General features: G+C 69.4%; 13 protein-coding genes and 1 tRNA gene. 6 read left to right on the top strand and 8 right to left on the bottom strand.

Annotation, left to right across the window (positions count from 1 at the left end):
- Window positions 1–17 precede the first annotated feature (17 nt).
- Together F3H10_RS13020 and F3H10_RS13015 are read left to right on the top strand one after the other, a co-directional pair.
- Window positions 18–1337, top strand: a complete 1320-nt coding sequence (locus F3H10_RS13020; RefSeq protein WP_149785192.1) for an amidohydrolase — start codon at window positions 18–20, stop codon at window positions 1335–1337.
- Between the two features lie 67 nt (window positions 1338–1404).
- Complete coding sequence (locus F3H10_RS13015; RefSeq protein ID WP_149785191.1) at window positions 1405–2151, top strand: PDDEXK family nuclease; 747 nt, start codon at window positions 1405–1407, stop codon at window positions 2149–2151.
- Between the two features lie 20 nt (window positions 2152–2171).
- Here the strand turns inward: F3H10_RS13015 and F3H10_RS13010 are convergent, their stop codons facing one another.
- Together F3H10_RS13010 and F3H10_RS13005 are read right to left on the bottom strand one after the other, a co-directional pair.
- Window positions 2172–3158: a tyrosine--tRNA ligase gene (locus F3H10_RS13010; RefSeq protein ID WP_149785190.1), complete on the bottom strand. Its 987-nt coding sequence runs from the start codon at window positions 3156–3158 to the stop codon at window positions 2172–2174.
- Window positions 3159–3302: 144 nt separating this feature from the next.
- On the bottom strand, window positions 3303–5354 hold the full coding sequence (locus F3H10_RS13005) for a DUF460 domain-containing protein (RefSeq protein WP_149785189.1): 2052 nt from the start codon (window positions 5352–5354) through the stop codon (window positions 3303–3305).
- A gap of 112 nt (window positions 5355–5466) precedes the next feature.
- On the opposite strand from F3H10_RS13005, the gene rio1 reads away from it, so the two are divergent.
- The 4 genes from rio1 (at window position 5467) to thsA (ending at window position 9958) form a co-directional block, all read left to right on the top strand.
- Window positions 5467–6420: a serine/threonine-protein kinase Rio1 gene (rio1, locus tag F3H10_RS13000; protein WP_149785188.1), complete on the top strand. Its 954-nt coding sequence runs from the start codon at window positions 5467–5469 to the stop codon at window positions 6418–6420.
- Between the two features lie 76 nt (window positions 6421–6496).
- Window positions 6497–7222 (top strand): hypothetical protein, encoded by a 726-nt coding sequence (locus tag F3H10_RS12995; RefSeq protein WP_149785187.1) that lies wholly within the window; start codon window positions 6497–6499, stop codon window positions 7220–7222.
- Window positions 7223–7339: 117 nt separating this feature from the next.
- Window positions 7340–7882, top strand: a complete 543-nt coding sequence (locus F3H10_RS12990; protein ID WP_149785186.1) for a KH domain-containing protein — start codon at window positions 7340–7342, stop codon at window positions 7880–7882.
- A gap of 423 nt (window positions 7883–8305) precedes the next feature.
- Entirely contained in the window at window positions 8306–9958 is a 1653-nt protein-coding gene (gene thsA, locus F3H10_RS12985; protein ID WP_149785241.1) for a thermosome subunit alpha, read from the top strand.
- A gap of 764 nt (window positions 9959–10722) precedes the next feature.
- Here thsA and F3H10_RS12980 read toward each other — a convergent pair.
- The 6 genes from F3H10_RS12980 to F3H10_RS12955 form a co-directional block, all read right to left on the bottom strand.
- Window positions 10723–10796, bottom strand: a tRNA-Lys gene (locus F3H10_RS12980).
- Between the two features lie 60 nt (window positions 10797–10856).
- Window positions 10857–11528 (bottom strand): DUF7119 family protein, encoded by a 672-nt coding sequence (locus F3H10_RS12975; protein ID WP_149785185.1) that lies wholly within the window; start codon window positions 11526–11528, stop codon window positions 10857–10859.
- Window positions 11529–11598: 70 nt separating this feature from the next.
- Window positions 11599–11958 (bottom strand): DUF7126 family protein, encoded by a 360-nt coding sequence (locus F3H10_RS12970; RefSeq protein ID WP_149785184.1) that lies wholly within the window; start codon window positions 11956–11958, stop codon window positions 11599–11601.
- Window positions 11958–12875 carry a glutamine-hydrolyzing GMP synthase gene (gene guaA, locus F3H10_RS12965; RefSeq protein WP_149785183.1) on the bottom strand — a complete coding sequence of 306 codons (918 nt, stop codon included), beginning with the start codon at window positions 12873–12875 and terminating at the stop codon, window positions 11958–11960. The genes F3H10_RS12970 and guaA overlap by 1 nt, the downstream gene beginning before the upstream one ends.
- Window positions 12876–14531 carry a CTP synthase gene (locus F3H10_RS12960; protein WP_149785182.1) on the bottom strand — a complete coding sequence of 552 codons (1656 nt, stop codon included), beginning with the start codon at window positions 14529–14531 and terminating at the stop codon, window positions 12876–12878.
- Between the two features lie 247 nt (window positions 14532–14778).
- Complete coding sequence (locus F3H10_RS12955; RefSeq protein ID WP_149785181.1) at window positions 14779–14979, bottom strand: phage terminase large subunit family protein; 201 nt, start codon at window positions 14977–14979, stop codon at window positions 14779–14781.
- Between the last annotated feature and the right edge of the window lie 592 nt (window positions 14980–15571).

Here is a 15571-nt window from a genome sequence, read left to right as displayed (position 1 = left end):
GCGGGGAACCGACTCGCATGGACACGCTGTGTATCACGGGCGGACGGGTCCTCCACCCCGACGGCCGCGTGCGCGAGGACGACATCGTCGTCGACCGCGACGAGGGAACGATCCTCGCCGTCGGCGGGGACGGAACGGTCGCCGATCACGTCGACGGGGCGTCCGAGACGCTCGACGCGACGGGAGGACTGGTGATCCCCGGACTGGTAAACGCCCACACCCACGTCTCGATGACGCTGCTCCGCGGGTACGCCGACGACAAGCCGCTCGACGCGTGGCTTCGCGAGGACGTCTGGCCCGCGGAGGCCGAGCTCACCGACGACGACATCGAGGTCGGCGCCGAGCTGGGGGTTTTGGAGATGATCCGATCGGGGACGACCGCGTTCGCGGACATGTACTTCGCCGTCGACCGCGTCGCCGACGTGGTCGATCGCGCGGGCCTGCGCGCGCGACTCGGCCACGGCGTCGTCACGATCGGGAAGGGGGAGGAGGCGGCGGTCGCGGACGTCGAGGAGAGCCTCGCGGTCGCCGCCGACCTCGACGGCGCGGCGGACGGTCGGGTCCGGACCGCGTTCATGCCCCACTCGCTGACGACGGTGGGCGAGGAGTACCTCCGCGAGGGGCTCGAACGGGCCGCGGCGGACGGGATCCCCGTCCACCTCCACGCCAACGAGACGCGCGAGGAGGTCGACCCGATCCTCGAGGAGCGCGGCGAGCGACCGATCGAGTACGCCGACGACATCGGGGCGCTCGGCGAGGGGAACTTCCTCGCACACTGCGTCCACGTCGACGACGCGGAGATCGAACTGCTCGCCGGGACGGGGACCGCGGCCGTCCACTGCCCGGCCTCGAACATGAAGCTCGCGAGCGGGATGGCCCCGGTCCAGCGCCTGCGCGAGGCGGGCGTCACCGTCGCGCTCGGGACGGACGGGGCCGCCTCGAACAACGACCTCGACCTGTTCGACGAGATGCGCGACGCCGCGATGGTGGGCAAGCTCGCCGCGGACGACGCGAGCGCGGTGCCGGCCGGGGCCGTCGTGGAGATGGCCACCGCCGGCGGCGCGGACGCGCTCGGGCTTCCCGGCGGCCGGATCGCGGAGGGAGCGGCGGCCGACCTCGCGGTCGTCGACCTCGGCGCGCCGCACCTGACGCCGGTCCACGACCCGGTCTCACACCTCGCGTACGCGGTCCGCGGGAGCGACGTTCGCCACACCGTCTGTGACGGTCGCGTCCTCATGCGCGACCGGGAGGTGTTGACGCTCGATGCCGACGCGGTCCGGGCTCGCGCCGCCGAGGCCGCGAGCGACCTGGTCTCGCGGGTCGAGGAGGGGGCGTGAGGCGTCGACGCGCCGCCCCCGGCCCCGTCTCCGACTCCTTAACACGCATACCGCGGCCAGTCGGCGCATGCCAGCACGCCTTCGCGTCCTCGCCGGCGACTGTCAGGTGACCGAACGCGGCGACCGGACCCGCACGCATCGCGGCCGCGTGGTCGTCCTGATCAAGCCCGACAACACCACGCTCGTCCACGACGCCGACGGCTACCAGCCCGTGGCGTGGCTCACCCGTCCGGAGTCCGTCGTCGTCGAGGGCGACGGAGCCGGATTCACCGTCACGGCACGGGACGGGTCCCGGAAGCTCCGCGTCGTCGCCGAGGAGGCGACCGCCAGCCGGGCGCTCCCCGTCACCGAAGCGGGGGTCCCGGTCGGGACGTGTCCGGACGACGGCGGCCCGCTCGTGCGCTCGCGCGGCGACGCCGTCTGTCTCGACTGCGAGCGCCGGTGGGGGCTCCCGGCGGGTGCGAGCGTCACGGACGCGACCTGCGAGGCGTGCGGGCTCCCGAAGATCCGCGTCGAGCGCGGCGAGGCGTTCCACCTCTGTCTGGACCCCGCGTGTGACCCGCTCGAGGAGGCGGTTCGCGACCGGTTCGACCGCGTCTGGGCGTGTCCGGACTGCGGGGCCGCCCTCGAGGTCCGGTACGCGCCCGGCCGCGTCTACCTCGCCTGCGAGAACGACGCCGACTGCGGGACGACGCTCTCGATCCCGTCGGGCGTCGCCGTCGACGAGTGCGACTGCGGGCTGCCGGTGTTCGAGACGCCGACCGGTCGGCGGTGTCTCGACGGGACCTGTGCGGTCGAGGCGGCTGGAAAATGAGAGAGGAGGTTCGCTCGCGACTACTCCGCCAGCTGCTCGCGACCCGGCGCGATGAGCCGGTCGAGGTACGCCGCGAGCGCGCCCTTTGCGTCCTCCGGGTGGAGTTCACCCGACTCGAGGTCGGCCTCGAGCGTCTCGTAGGCCTCGTACTCCAGGTCACCGCCGTACTCGTCGGGGCGCTCGACGACGACCGTCTCGAACCGCGGGAAGACGTGGTACTCGAACACCTGGAGCACGGGGTTCTCGCGCTCGACGCCCTCCTCGGTCGGGTCGGGGTCGGCCGTGGGCGGGCAGTACGCATCGTTCACCTTCGTCTCGATCGCCTCGCGGGAGTCCTCCATCGAGATGGTGACGCCCGTACTGGAGGACATCTTCCCCCGGCCGGTGCCGAGGTCGGCGATGAGCGGCGTGTGGAGGCTCGTGGGCGGCTCGCGGTCGATGCTCGGGAGCACGTCGCGGGCGAGCATGTGGACCTTCCGCTGTTCCATCCCGCCGACCGCGAGGTCGACGCCGAGGTACGGGATGTCGAGCGCCTGCATCAGGGGGTAGACGGCCTGTGAGACCTTCACCGAGTCGCCCGACTTGATCTCGGACATGGCTCGCTCGGCGCGGGCGAGCGTCGTCTCGAGCTCGAGCGCGTGGAGGTCGAGCGTGTAGTCCTCGTCGAGCTGGAAGTCGGAGCCGAGCACGAACTGGGTGTTCGACTCGTCGAGTCCGTAGGCGATGAACTGGTCGCGCATCCGCTCCGCGGTGCTCCGGATCTCCGCGAACGACCCCTTGTCGTTGAGGTACGCGTGGACGTCCGCGAGCAGGACGGTGACCTCGAAGCCGGCCTCCTGGAGGTCGATCAGCTTGTTCGCCGTGAGCATGTGGCCGATGTGGAGAACGCCGGAGGGCTCGTAGCCGACGTACGCCCGCTTTCCGTCGGGGTCGTCTGCCAACGTCTCGATCTCCTCCTCGGTGACCACCTCGGCCGTGTTCCGGGTGATCCGCTCGTGGGCGTCCATGGCTACGATAGCGCGGGGGCTCGGCATATGACTTCTGAAAGCTCGTCGCCACGGGCCGGTCCGCCCGGCCGCTCCTCGGTCCGGTACTCGATCCTCGGCCCCGAACTCACTCCTCGGCCCCGAACTCACTCCTCGGCCCCGAACTCACTCCTCCGTCTCGAGTTCCGTCCCCGCGCGGTGCTCGGAGATGATCCGATCGAGCCGCTCGGCCCGCTCGTCGCGCCGGCGACGCTCCGCGCGCGACTCCCAGTCGTCGACGGCGGCCTCCAGTTCACTCTCCTCGGCGACCGCGAGTTCGTCGACCTCGCGGACGTCGACGGCCGACGCGGGGACGACCGGGATCCCGTGGTCGAAGAGCACCTGGTCCGCGACCTCCGAGAGGTTGCCGTCGCGGATCACCGCCCGTGGGTCGGTCTCCGCCAGCCGCTCGGCGGTCCGCCGTCCCGCCCCGGAGGCGTCCCGCAGGTACACCACGTCGCCGGCGACCAGTCCGTACGCCTCGTCGGCCGCGTCGAGCGCGTCGAGCGTGAACTGCTCGACGACCTTCACGCTGGTCAGGCCTCGGTCGGCCGCGACGTCGTCGAAGTTGGAGTGGTCGAGCCGCCACAGTTCCTTCAGCGTCTCCACCTTCCCCTCGAGTTCCGCCACCGTCTCGCGGGCCTCGTCGCGCTCGCGCTCCAGGCGATCGGTCTCGCGTTCGAGCCGCGAGACGATCCGTCGGCTGCGCGCTTCGATCCGCTCCTCGCGTCTCGCGTCCTCGAGTTCGGCCTCCAGCTCCGCGATCCGGTCGTCGCGGTCGGCGAGGTCCGTCTCCAGCGACTCCGCGTGTGACTCCAGCCGGTCGACCCGGTCGCGGAGCCGCCGGATCGTCTCCTCCTCCTCGGTCCGCTCCGGCTCGGTGGGGTCCTTCTCGGACGTCGCGCCGTTCTCGTCGCCTTCGGCGCGTCCGTCGGCGTCCGCACGGAGGTCCTCGATGACGGCCTCGACGGACGCGCCGCCGGCGACGACGCCCGCGATCACTTCCTCGCGATCGAGCCGCGGCGGCGTCTTCTCGGTGATCCGCTCGAACTGGTCGGCGTGAGCGTCGTAGGCGTACAACGCGGCCGCCAACGCGTCGCGTTCGTGGTCGTTCTCGTAGCTCGCCTCCCGCGTGCGGTGGAGCTTCTCGTCGACGGGGAGGTCCGTCGTGGGCCGCCAGCCGGCGGCGTCGAAGGAGCGGCGGAACTTCTCGACGGTCTCGGGCATCGGCTCCACGTCGGCGGCGACGAGGATCGGCCGGCCCTGCTCGATTATCCACTCGGTCACCGCCGCCGTGTCGGCCGTCCGCGAGGAGTAGAGCGCGTGGACGGTGCCGTCGAGGCCGACGACCGCGACCGCGGTGGTCGTTCCGGGGTCGATCCCGACGATGACGCGGTCGCGCCGCTTCACGAGCGGCTCGTACTCGATCCCGTCGCGGCGCTCGCGTTCGACCTCTACACGGACGTCGCCCGCCCGCGAGTTCGACACGGGGATGTCCTCCGGGCGGGCCTCGACGGTGAAGACGGCGTTCGCGTAGCCGCCGTACTTCTCCGTCACCTCGCGTTCGAACTCGAGGTTCGCCTCCCGGAGCTTCGATTGGACCTGTCGCGTCCGCTTCCTGACGTTGCCGTGGATCCGGCGGGTGTAGCGGTCCTGGCTCCAGCCGCCCTTCCCGGTCGAGCGCCCGCGGGAGACCTTCACCGTGGTCTCGTCGGTGAAGGCGGTCACCTCGTGGCCGACGTTGGCCGCCGCGAGCCGCGCCGCCGCCTCGGCCTCCTTCATCGGCTTCTTCCCGTACGGGATCCCGTGTCTGGAGGCGACCCGCGAGAGGGGTTCGGGACGCTCCGCGCCGGTCACTTGAACGAGCCGGGTGCCGTCGGGCAGGGACCGCAGAAAGCCCACGAGCGCGTTCTTGTCGGGGGCCAGCTCGTAGGCGTTGTCGGTGGCGACGAAAAGCGGCTCGCGGTCGTCGATCAGCCGCCGGAGCTTCCGGAGGGAGACCACGTCGCGGGTGACCCGCGCGAGCGGCCCGTCGACGTCGGGGGCGTCGGGGTCGTCGTCGTCGACCGGGTCCAAGATCACGAGCGCGTAGGAGGGGTCGTCGCCGCGAACGTCGCCGCTCTGCACGTCGACGCCGAACACCGGCCGGTCGCGGGCGCGGATGGTCCGGGATGTCACGGGATCACGTAGGCCGTTCGGGCGTATATACCCCACGCCGAGCCCGGATCCGTCGGCGTGATCGGCCGCTCGACCCGCCCGCTTATACGTCGTCGCGGCGAAACCCGGACGAATGAGCGAGGAGTTCGTGCTGCTCGAGCCCGAGGACCAGCCCGGCGACGAGTGGGAGGAACTGGACGTCTCGGACACCGAGGCGGACCGGATCGCCCGCCGGCAGGACCGGGAGTTCAACGAGTTCCGCGAGCGGGTGAAGGACACCGAGCAGTTCAAACTCCAGGAATCGGTCTTCGACGACGCGACGCTGGCGGCGGTGTACAAACTGGTTCAGGACGGGTACGTCGACGCCTTCGGCGGTCCGGTCTCGACCGGCAAGGAGGCGAGCGTCTTCGAGGCGCTCGGCGGGGAGGCGGGCGAGCGGCCCGAGCCCGGATCGGCCGCGGCCGCCGAGGAGCACGCCCGCGAGGTGGCGGTGAAGGTGTACCGGATCAACTCCTCGAACTTCCGGCAGATGCGCGACTACCTCGAGGGCGACCCGCGCTTCGAGGGGATCGCGAACGACAAGAAGGCGGTGGTGTTGGCGTGGACGAAAAAGGAGTTCGCGAACCTGAAACGCGCCCGCAAGGCCGGCGTTCGCGTCCCCGAGCCGATCGCGGTCCAGCGGAACGTGCTGGTGATGGAGCTGGTCGGTCACGCCGAGGAGCGCGCCCGGCGGCTGAGCGAGGTCGACGTCGAGAACCCCGAGACCGCCTACGAGGTCGTCCGCGAGTACATGCGGCGGCTCTATCGCGCCGGCTTGATCCACGGCGACCTCTCGGAGTACAACATGATCATCCACGACGGCGAGCTGGTGGTCATCGACATGGGGCAGGCCGTGACGGTTCACCACCCGAACGCCGGGGAGTTCTTGGAGCGCGACTGCGAGAACGTGGCGACCTTCTTCACCCGACAGGGGATCGACGTCGACCCCGACGACCTCCGCGCGTACGTGACGGAGCCGGAGCCCGATCCGAGCGGCGAGCCGGACGAGGGACCGGGGTCCGCCCCGGACGACGATCCGAGCGAGTGAGGATCCGGGCGGCGAGGACCCGACGAGCGAGGAACCGAAGGACAGTACTGATTTGGGTCCCGGTCGATGGGCCTCCATGCCCTCCACGAACGGAGCCGCGGGGGTCCCGCCCGAGGTCGCCCCCGTCGTCCGGCGATACCACCGCGTCGAGCGCGCGGTCAGTTGGCTCGTCGCCCTCGTGATCGTCGCCGTCGCCGTCGCCGCGTTCCTGTCGCTCGATACCCTTCCGGCCGTGCTGGTCGCGGTCGGCGTCGTGGCGGTCGTCCGCGTGCCAGTCGTACGGCGGGGCGGACACACGCGACTCGTCGCCGACGCCGACCCGTCGGCGGTCGCCGCCGCGTTTCGAAGTCCCACCCCGCCGATCCTCGCCTTCCAGTGGGGGATCGCCGACGGGATCGAGGTCGGCGGCGGGAGCGTCGACGGGGAGACCGACGCGGATCCCGACGGAATCCCGACGACTCACGCGAGCTACGAGTTCTCCTACCTGTTCGGGTTGCGGTCGGCGTCGATGGAACTCGAGGTTCGGACGGCGTCGGAGGAGGCCGCACCCTCTCCCGACGGGAACGAGCCCGTCGAGACGCTCGAAGCGAGCGCGACCGCGAACGGACGGCCGTGGGGGACGTATCGGGTGTCGATACGCGAGAGCGACGCGGGGACGGTCGTCGACGTCGAGTTGACGACGGACCGGCGGTTCGACCTGCGGTCGGTCCCGCAGACGCTGGTCGCGGAGCGGTACTTCGAGGCGGTCCTCGCCGCGCAGGGATACCGCGTCGCCGACCGTTCGGTGTCGTGGTCGACGTGACGCACCGTGTGCCGGCCGACGGAGAATCCACGGTAGCCGCCCGCACACGCCCGGTATCCGGACACACACCCGGGACGGCGGAACACGTTTAAAAGGCTCCGCCGGGTACTTCGGTGTATGCAACACGTGACGGTTCCGCAGGACCGGATCGGCGTCGTCATCGGGGCCGGTGGCGAGACGATGCGGGAGATCGAAGAGCGGGCGGGGGTCAGACTCGACATCGACTCCGAGTCCGGCAGCGTCGCCATCGAGGAGACGGACGACCCCGTCGCCGCGTTGGTCGCCCCGGACGTGATCAAGGCGATCGGGCGGGGGTTCAAACCGGAGACCGCGCTGTCGATCCTCGACCACGACCTCCGCACGCTGGAGCTGATCGACCTGACCGAACACACGCGCAACGACAACGACCTCCAGCGAAAGAAGGGCCGGATCATCGGCGAGAACGGGCGGACTCGCGAGCTGATCGAGGAGCTGACCGGCGCGAACGTCGTGGTCTACGGCACCACGGTCGGGGCCGTCGGCGGTCCCGAGGAGCTCCAGGTGGTCCGGCGGGCGGTCGGGATGCTGCTCGACGGCGCGCCCCACGGCGCGGTGTACTCGTACCTCGAGCGCAAGTCCAACGAACTGAACGACGACGTGAGCTTCAACGCGCCGCGGTAGGCGCGCTTCGGGAGCGGAATCGTTCTTTCCACGCGATCGACGTCCTTCCGGGCGGTCTCTCCGGAGTTCAGTCGCCTGCCCATGCGTCGTTGCCGGCGCGGTGAACGCGTCCGAAGCTCTTTGCGTCCCATCTCGACCGCACAGCCCCGCACCTCGTAACTCCCCGGCCTCGCTTGAAGCCGGCGCACCGCGCCGACGACGCCACCGTGTGGTAGGGTTCCCGTCCGCCGATCTCCTCGGTTCCGATCCCGGAGACTCCTCGATCAGTCGTTCTATATAAAGTCCCGTGATAACGAGCCACATACGCGGCTCCTCGGCACCACCGTGTTGCGGTTTCGCACGAATCGAACGAAGGGTTTATATAGAATCACAAACAATCAGAGCTTGATTATGTCTCAGCGACAGCGGATGGGCAATCAGCCCATGATCGTACTTTCCGAGGAGTCGCAGCGCACCTCCGGAAAGGACGCCCAGAACATGAACATCACGGCCGGCAAGGCTGTCGCGGAGTCCGTCCGCACCACGCTCGGCCCGAAGGGGATGGACAAGATGCTCGTCGACTCCGGCGGGTCCGTCGTCGTCACGAACGACGGCGTCACCATCCTCAAGGAGATGGACATCGACCACCCGGCGGCGAACATGATCGTCGAGGTGTCGGAGACGCAGGAGGACGAGGTCGGTGACGGAACCACGTCCGCCGTCGTCGTCGCCGGCGAGCTCCTCGACCAGGCCGAGGAGCTCCTCGACCAGGACATCCACGCGACCACCCTCGCACAGGGGTACCGCCAGGCCGCCGAGAAGGCCAAGGAGATCCTCGAGGAGGACGCCATCGAGGTCACCGAGGACGACCGTGACACCCTCGTCGAGATCGCCCAGACGGCGATGACCGGCAAGGGCGCTGAGAACTCCAAGGACCTGCTCGCCGACCTCGTCGTCGACGCCGTGCTCGCGGTCAAGGACGAGGACGGCATCGACACGGAGAACGTCTCCGTCGAGAAGGTCGTCGGCAGCTCCATCGACCAGTCCGAGCTCGTCGAGGGCGTCATCGTCGACAAGGAGCGCGTCGACGAGAACATGCCCTACGCGGTCGAGGACGCGAACGTCGCGCTGTTCGACGGCGCCATCGAGGTCAAGGAGACGGAGATCGACGCCGAGGTCAACGTCACCGACCCCGACCAGCTCCAGCAGTTCCTCGACCAGGAGGAGGAGCAGCTCCGCGAGATGGTCGACCACCTCGTCGACATCGGCGCTGACGTCGTCTTCGTCGGCGACGGCATCGACGACATGGCCCAGCACTACCTCGCACAGGAGGGCATCCTCGCGGTCCGCCGCGCGAAGTCCGACGACCTCAAGCGGCTCGCCCGCGCGACGGGCGGCCGCGTCGTCTCCAACCTCGAGGACATCGAGTCCGAGGACCTCGGCTTCGCCGGCTCCGTCGCCCAGAAGGACGTCGGCGGCGACGAGCGCATCTTCGTCGAGGACGTCGAGGAGGCCAAGTCAGTCACGCTCATCCTGCGCGGCGGCACCGAGCACGTCGTCGACGAGATCGAGCGCGCCATCGACGACTCGCTCGGCGTCGTCCGCACGACGCTTCTCGACGGGCAGGTCCTGCCCGGCGGCGGCGCGCCCGAGGCCGAGCTCGCGCTGCAGCTCCGCGACTTCGCCGACTCCGTCGGCGGCCGCGAGCAGCTCGCCGTCGAGGCGTTCGCCGACGCGCTGGAAGTCATCCCGCGCACGCTCGCCGAGAACGCGGGTCTCGACCCCATCGACTCGCTCGTCGACCTCCGCTCCCGCCACGACGGCGGCGAGTTCGGTGCCGGTCTCGACGCCTACACGGGCGACGTGATCGACATGGAGGCCGAGGGCGTCGTGGAGCCGCTCCGCGTCAAGACCCAGGCCATCGAGTCCGCCACCGAGGCGGCCGTCATGATCCTCCGCATCGACGACGTCATCGCGGCCGGCGACCTCAAGGGCGGCGGCACCGACGACGACGGCGACGAGGGCGGCCCCGGCGGCGCGCCCGGCGGAATGGGCGGCGGCATGGGCGGCATGGGCGGCATGGGCGGCGCGATGTAAGCGAGGTTCCTTCGGAACCTCGTTACTGAGCGGATCGCGGATGCGACCCGCGAGGTCTGAAGTCCGGGAACGACCACACCGCACCCAGCCACCCCGACCGTCGCACCGACTTCCGACCGGTCTGACCTAACCACCCACGGGCGGCCTGAACGGGCCGTCCGCGAACGCGTTTTTATTCGATCTCCCGAACCGTCGCGTACTCGTCTCTCGATAGCGTGGGATCTCGTATTCGCTCGATACAGTCTAAGGAGTGAGCGATCGATTGCGGTGGCGCGCCTCCGAGTGCCCCTCCGGGGCACGAGGAGCACGCGAGGGACGCTGCGAACGAAGTGAGCAGCGAGGCTGGGGAGGCGTGAGGTGCGGTTACGGTGCCGTGCGGGGTGGGACTCAAAGGGGCAGTCGCCGGCGGCTTCGCCGCCGGCTGCCAGAGGCGCGGAGCGCCTCGCTGTCGCGAGGGCGACGGCGGGCGAAGTACGCACCGCAGCGAGTGAGCGAAGCGAACGATCGAGGAGCACAACGAGGCCCCCGAGTCCTCGCGGCTGGGGCTTTGGGAATGGTCACCGCGCCAGCAATGACTCCCTTCTCCTCACCTCGATCATTACTGAAACAACCGTACTAGTAGCACTCGAGATATAACGGTCGTTTCAGTAGAAGAAGTTCGAACGGATCGGAGTTCAACGAACCGTCTCACGGTCGAACGTTCCCCCTCGGGTTCACCTTGCCTGTTCCCTCACCGCCTCGCTGTCGCTCGGCGGTTCAGTGTACGGGCCGGGAGGGATTCGAACCCCCGACCGTCCGGTTAAAAGCCGGACGCTCTCCCTAACTGAGCTACCGGCCCGCGTCGTTCGATACGATCAGACGACGGATAAACGTTTAGAAACGGCAGGGACCACGCGATTCACTCGTCCACGGACGACGACGCGAAGTAGTCCTCGAGCGCGGTCGCGACGATCTCGCCCGGATCGACGTTCCGCATCGCGGCTCGCCGCCGGAGCTCGACGTACGTCTCGATCGGGAGATCGAGGCCCATCCGGCCGAGATCGACGCCGACCTCGCGGGCCGCGTCTGCCATGTCCTCGCCGTCGTTGACCGCCGAGGCGACGGAGCGGACCTCCCGGACGGTCATGTCGCCGTCGATGGCGGCCCACGCCAGGAGGTACCGGTCGGTCCCGCCGAGACGAGCGACGTGTTTGGCCGCGCTCGGCGTGATGTGTCCGCGGGCGACCTGCCGCCGGATCGCCTGTGGAAGGTCGTGAACCCGCGCCCACTTGCGGATGAACGCGACGGTGACCTCGTCGCCGGCGCGGGCCGCGGCCTCCTTGTACGAGCCGACGCCGCGAACCAGCGCCGCGCAGGCGGCGGCCCCGCGGAGCATCAACACGTGGTCGTCGTCGCCGACGTCGCCGGCCGCGAAGCGGTGAACGGTCTCGGCGGCCTCGGCGACGCTCTCGGGGTCGTCGGGGTCGAATCCCACCGCCTCGGCCGCGCGATCGCCCGTGACCGCCGGATCCGAGCGAACGACGGGTTCGCCGACCGGGGACCGTCGGTCGGCGCGTGACTGCTCGTCCATACGCCTACTTCGACCCCGAGTACATAAGGGGCGGGCACCGGGGCAGGTATCGCAGACGACTCGGACGCCCCTACGCGCCGTCGAGGCCGTCCCCGTCGCGCGTCAACTCCTCGGCGACGACGTCCGGCGTCACGAGCGCCGGGTCGACCGCGAGGTCGGCGACGCCCGCGACGAACTCCGGCAGCGACCGGTCCGCGTACGTCACGACCGTCACCGACGGGTTCAGCTCCTTCGCGACCGGGATGCCGGTCGCCTCGTCGGCGTCGGTCAACACGAGGTAGTCGGCGTCCGCGATCCCTGCGGCCCTCAGGGCGTCCGCCGAGACCACGCCCTCGATCCGGGACACCGTCGCGCCGAGCGCCTCCAGCTCCTCGCCGATCCCGTGTTCGTCCGGGCCGGCGACGACCGCGAACCGCGCGTGTCCCGCCATCACTCGTACTCGATGGTCGCGGGCGGTTTGTGGGTCACGTCGTAGACGACGCGGGCGACGTTTTCGTTCTCGCCCGTTATCCGGCTCTGGATCCGCTGGAGCGTGCTCCAGTCGATCTCCTGGGCGCGCGCCGTCATCCCGTCGCGGCTCTCGACCGAGCGCACGGCGACGACCCAGCCGTGGACCCGGTTGTCGCCTTTCACGCCGGTCGCCTTCCCGATCACGGCCCCGAACGCCTGCCAGGGGTCGTACTCCTCGAGCTCCTCCTCGACGACGTGACACGCCTCGCGGGCGACCTCGGCCTTCTCGGGGGTGACCTCGCCGACGACCCGGACGGCGAGTCCGGGCCCGGGAAACGGCATCCGCTCGGAGATGACTTCCTCGAGATCGAGCGCGCGTGCGACCTCGCGGACCTCGTCCTTGTAGAGGTCGCGCACCGGCTCGACGATCCCCTCGAAGTCGACGACCTCGGGGAGTCCACCGACGTTGTGGTGGGACTTGATGTTCCCCTCCGACTCGATGCGGTCGGGGTAGATCGTCCCTTGGACGAGGTAGTCGGCGTCGACCTCGCGGGCGACCGTCTCGAACTCGTTGATGAACCCCTCGCCGATGACGTGGCGTTTCTCCTCGGGGTCGACCACTCCCTCGAGCCGGTCGAAGAAGCGGTCCTGTGCCTCGACGACCCGCAGCGACTCCATGAACGAGAAGGTCTCGCGGACTCCCTCGGTCTCGCCCTTCCGCATCAGTCCCGTGTCGACGTACACCGGCGTGAGCCGGTCGCCGATCGCCTCGTACGCCAGCGTCGCCGCGACCGAGGAGTCGACGCCGCCGGATAGGGCGATCACGGCGTTCGCGTCGCCGATCTCCTCGCGGATCTCCGCCACCGCGTCCTCGATGAACTCGTCCGTCTCGACCATCTATAGCCTCACGTCCGCGTTCCGCTCGGTTGTGTCCGTCGATCCCAGCGCCGCCTCGACGAGGGCGACGAACGGGGGACTCGCGCGGTCCGGTCGCGACCGGAACTCGGGATGTGCCTGCGTCCCGAAGAAGAAGGGATGGTCCTCGCGTTCGAGGATCTCCATCCGGTTGTCGGCGCGTCCCGAGAAGGAGAGCCCGTCGGCCTCCAGCTCGTCGATGTACTCGGGGTTCACCTCGTAGCGGTGGCGGTGCCGCTCGGTACAGGAGTCCGCGCCGTACACCCGCGCCGCCAGCGTGTCCGGCTCGATGTCCGTCTCGTGTGCGCCGAGCCGCATCGTCCCGCCCATGTCCTCCGTCTCGTACTGCTCGGGGAGGAGGTCGATGACCGGGTGAGGTGTCTCGGGGTCGATCTCCGCGGAGTGGGCGTCCTCGAGCCCGAGGACGTTGCGTGCGTGTTCGACGACGGCCATCTGGAAGCCGAGACAGAGCCCGAGGAAGGGCACGTCGTTCTCGCGGGCGTACCGGATCGCCTCCACCTTCCCGTCGGTCCCGCGGGAGCCGAACCCGCCGGGGACGACGACCGCGTCGGCGGTCGCGAGCCGTTTCTCGTGGTGTTCGCGGGTCTCGTCGGCGTCGACCCACAGCACGTTGACTTCGGTCTCGGTCTGGATGCCGGCGTGTTTCAACGCCTCGTGGATCGACATGTACGCGTCCTCCAGCGCGTACTTGCCCACGAGCGCCACGTCGATCTCCTCGTCGCGGTCGCGCGTGACGAGCTCGCGCCACTCCGTCGAGCGCTCGGCCTTCGGGAGCGCCTCGTCGGCGAGTCCGAGCCGCTCCATCACGTACTCGTCCAGTCCCTCGTCCTCGACCATCAGCGGGACGTGGTAGATGTCCTCGACGTCGGGGTTCGAGAAGACGGCGTCCGTGGGAACGTCACAGAAGAGCGCGATCTTCTCCTTGGTCTCCGGGTCGAGCCGGTCCTCACAGCGCCCGACGAGCACGTCCGGCTGGAGCCCGATGGAGCGCAGCTCCTTCACCGAGTGCTGGGTCGGCTTCGTCTTCTGCTCGCCGTTCTTCGAGTAGGGAACGAGCGTGACGTGCGTGAAGAGGATGTCCTCGTCGTCCTCCTCGTGGGCGAACTGCCGGAGCGCCTCGAGGAAGGGCATCGACTCGATGTCGCCGACGGTGCCGCCGATCTCGATCAGACAGACGTCGCTCCCCTCGGCGGCCTCGCGGATGCGCCGCTTGATGTCGTCGGTGACGTGGGGGATGATCTGGACGGTCTTGCCGAGGTAGTCGCCGGCGCGTTCGCGCTCGATGACGTGCTGGTAGGTCTTCCCCGTGGTGACGTTGTGGTCGAACGTCATGTCGGTCCCGAGGAAGCGCTCGTAGTTCCCCAAGTCCAGGTCGACCTCGCCGCCGTCCTTGAGGACGTACACCTCGCCGTGCTCGTACGGGTTCATCGTCCCGGCGTCGACGTTGAGGTAGGGGTCCACCTTCACCGCGGTCACGTCGAAGCCCGCGTTCGAGAGGAGTCGGCCGGTGCTGGCGGCGGTGATTCCCTTACCCAGCCCGGACATGACTCCGCCCGTGACGAACACGAACTTCCGACCCAGCGAGGGGTCGTATCCCGTGTCAGGATCCGTTGGCATATCGACCGTCCGTCAGGGGCCGGCAAAACCGTTTCGGAGGGGTTCCGAACCGGGGCAAACGAACACGGTCGTCCGTGAGGATCGGTGAGGAACCGATCGTTCGTCGAACGAGAACCATCCGCATGGAGGAGCACAGAGGGCGGAAGCGGGACGGGGCGGCCGGAGGCCGGCGGTTCGGGGAGACGGTGCGGTCGTCGGCGATCCGCCGGCGCGGTCGATCGCGGGAACGACGATCCGGTCGAACCGGTCAGGGTGCGAGCATCGGCTCGGGTCGGTGGCGGTCCTCGACCGTCGCCTCACAGACCGGGCACGTGTGGGTGGTCCGTTCGGGACCCTCGTTAACGATCCAGTCGCCGGAGAGGCCACTCTCGTGGCCGCAGTCGGGGCAGAACAGCACCGCCTTCGGGCGCGAGTTCGTGTCGTCGGTGGAGGTGTGATGGGTGGACACTGTTGGTGGTTCAGGTAGGCGTTCGCCGGGAATAACGCTGTTGGCGGGGATCGATCGGGAAGGATCCGACGGAACGTCCCGATCGTTCTCCGAACGTGAGTGCTGCTAACGCTCCGATCGTTCGGCTGTACGAAGCCGGAGTCGCGACTACGAAGCATATCTCCAAAGCCCCAGTCGCTCGGCTGTACGTCGTTGCTGGCGCGATGAACACCGCCAAATCCCCAGTCGTGAGGACTCGCGCGGCTTGCTGTCGTTCGAAAGGCGCTCCGCGCCTTTCGTGATGTCGTCAGAACGCGACGCGTTCTGACTGCTAGCCAGAAATCAGAGATTTCTGGCGATGACGAGAGAGCTTTGCTCTCTCGAACCACGGTCCTCAGTCGTTCGCTCCGCTCACTCCTTGCGGTCCTTACGTCGCCGTGCTTCGGCCTCACGACTGCCCCTTTGAGTCCCACCCTTCCCGCACAGCACCGCTCCGCCCCGCACCTCACGCCTCCCCAGCCTCGTCAGTCGCCTCTGGCGACTGACTCCCTCGCGTTCCGGTCGCGGGCCGGCGGCCCGCTCCCGGGCGCGCCGGGACGCTTCGCGCCGCCGG

This window comes from Halorubrum aquaticum, assembly GCF_900113615.1.
In the GTDB taxonomy this organism is placed as follows: domain Archaea; phylum Halobacteriota; class Halobacteria; order Halobacteriales; family Haloferacaceae; genus Halorubrum; species Halorubrum aquaticum.
Note: the sequence above shows the minus strand (reverse complement) of the source record. Positions and strands in the feature narration are given on the sequence as shown.

What these genes read in the sequence shown, in the direction of transcription:
- F3H10_RS12970 (WP_149785184.1), bottom strand. Translation starts at nt 11,958, where the DNA reads ATGGCGGGACACGCGCGGTTCGCGGTCGTCGCCGGCCCGGACGAACAC.
- F3H10_RS13020 (WP_149785192.1), top strand. Translation starts at nt 18, where the DNA reads ATGGACACGCTGTGTATCACGGGCGGACGGGTCCTCCACCCCGACGGC.
- thsA (WP_149785241.1), top strand. Translation starts at nt 8,306, where the DNA reads ATGATCGTACTTTCCGAGGAGTCGCAGCGCACCTCCGGAAAGGACGCC.
- F3H10_RS13015 (WP_149785191.1), top strand. Translation starts at nt 1,405, where the DNA reads ATGCCAGCACGCCTTCGCGTCCTCGCCGGCGACTGTCAGGTGACCGAA.
- F3H10_RS12960 (WP_149785182.1), bottom strand. Translation starts at nt 14,531, where the DNA reads ATGCCAACGGATCCTGACACGGGATACGACCCCTCGCTGGGTCGGAAG.
- guaA (WP_149785183.1), bottom strand. Translation starts at nt 12,875, where the DNA reads ATGGTCGAGACGGACGAGTTCATCGAGGACGCGGTGGCGGAGATCCGC.
- F3H10_RS12995 (WP_149785187.1), top strand. Translation starts at nt 6,497, where the DNA reads ATGCCCTCCACGAACGGAGCCGCGGGGGTCCCGCCCGAGGTCGCCCCC.
- F3H10_RS12975 (WP_149785185.1), bottom strand. Translation starts at nt 11,528, where the DNA reads ATGGACGAGCAGTCACGCGCCGACCGACGGTCCCCGGTCGGCGAACCC.
- F3H10_RS13010 (WP_149785190.1), bottom strand. Translation starts at nt 3,158, where the DNA reads ATGGACGCCCACGAGCGGATCACCCGGAACACGGCCGAGGTGGTCACC.
- F3H10_RS12990 (WP_149785186.1), top strand. Translation starts at nt 7,340, where the DNA reads ATGCAACACGTGACGGTTCCGCAGGACCGGATCGGCGTCGTCATCGGG.
- rio1 (WP_149785188.1), top strand. Translation starts at nt 5,467, where the DNA reads ATGAGCGAGGAGTTCGTGCTGCTCGAGCCCGAGGACCAGCCCGGCGAC.